Source organism: Pseudoalteromonas sp. SR44-5, assembly GCF_014163675.1.
In the GTDB taxonomy this organism is placed as follows: domain Bacteria; phylum Pseudomonadota; class Gammaproteobacteria; order Enterobacterales; family Alteromonadaceae; genus Pseudoalteromonas; species Pseudoalteromonas rhizosphaerae.
Genome location: NZ_JACJDT010000109.1, coordinates 1 through 1,598 on the forward strand (window position 1 = coordinate 1; position 1,598 = coordinate 1,598).

The following is a 1,598-nucleotide window of genomic DNA, read 5'->3' on the forward strand; positions in this document are numbered from 1 at the left end:
CGTTTTTTTGAAGCGCACCGAATAATAAATGAAGGAAGCGAATTTAGAGGATTATGTTTTTTCCGACGTTGGCTAAATCAAGATAGGCGCATTTACGCGAATAAAAAAGAGCAATATAAAATAGCACCTTGTGGTAATAACCCTATAAAAGCCATATTATTTGGTCCAATGGCTATTGGTGCTGTATTAAGCTTAATTACATTAATTAGTATCTTATCACTTCCATTTTATGATGAAGGTGAAAATTTTCAGTGGTGGATACCACTGGTTACCTTTTGCTGGAACTTATTCTTCTTAAATTTACTACCAATAACTGCTAGGTATATACCTGATAGGGTGATGTATCTTGATAGGCAAAACCAAACGGTCGGGTTTACTTTTGATATACCAGGTTGTGAACAACGAGACGACTTAGGTAACTGTTGCTTTAAATGGGAAGAGATTGTTTGCAGGCTAACCTCGAAAATGGGCGCGCCGGGTGCAATGAATTACTTTCCAGAAATTAGCCATATAGACCAAGAGAAGTACCCTAAAACAATAGTAACCGGTTCAGTTGTCGAACTTTCAGCTAATCCAGTGCATTGTTATTTATTATGGGAGTGTTATGTGCGCTTTATGGATTTAAGTAAGCCATTGCCCGATGTGCCGGTATATGAACAACACCGACATTTAGATCCAATTACAGCAGAGTTTGATAAAAATAATAATCGTCCTTCAGACTTTTGGGTAGACTTCTCAATTGAACAGCAAATTGAAATTAGGGACGAAATTTTAGAAGATGCTTTTCCATTTGATTGGCTAAAAGGTAAAGCCAATGACGAAATAACGAAACCTTGGCAGCATTGGAAGGCAGAGCCTGATCGCATAGAACAATTAACGTGGAAATATAAAATAAAGCGTTTACTGGTTCAACTTTTTATCGGCTTTCCGTGAAACGGCTTAAGTTTCAGGGTCCATGATACGTTAACAATCAGAAAAGGAGTTTAAACGGGCACTTTAAAGTACGAAGGTTGATTAAACAATAAGGATATTACATGCAAAATAATGACTACCTAGCCGTTGATGTCATGCCTAAAAAAACGCGATTTAATTGTTTTTTTTACCCTGAGAGATTAAATAGCCTTAAGAGAAAATTCAAAGGCTTATGCTATTTATATGATTTACCAGCTAGAAAACAACAAGCAATTCAAAAATATCCTGAACAATATAAAGTAGAAATGTGCGGGAATAGCCCTGCTAGAGCAATACTTTTTGGTCCTATAATTATAGGAGCTGTACTAAGCCTTGTGACTTTTATAAGTGTTGTATCTCTGCCTATTTACGAAGAAGGTGAAAAGTTTCAGTGGTGGATACCTATACTCACTTTTTTTTGGAACCTGTTTTTTCTTAATCTATTACCAATAACAGAGAGTTACCTCCCTAAAAAGCAAATATATTTTGACAGACAAAAACAGCTAGTGGGCTTTACCTATGAGATACCTGGTTGTGAAGAGCGTGATGAGCTGGGTAATTGTTGTTTTAAATGGGCTGATATTGTATGCCACCTTGATATAGTGGCAACACGCCCGGGTGTAATGGGGTTTGTGCCTTTTATTAGT

At 36.7% G+C, this 1,598-nt stretch carries 1 protein-coding gene and 1 pseudogene; both read left to right on the forward strand.

Features of this window, described 5'->3' with window-relative positions:
• On the forward strand, window positions 1-933 hold a 933-nt coding region (locus H5154_RS23920; RefSeq protein ID WP_259398598.1), incomplete at its 5' end, for a hypothetical protein.
• Window positions 934-1,034: 101 nt separating this feature from the next.
• Window positions 1,035-1,598, forward strand: a pseudogene (locus H5154_RS22625) (hypothetical protein); the annotation flags it as partial.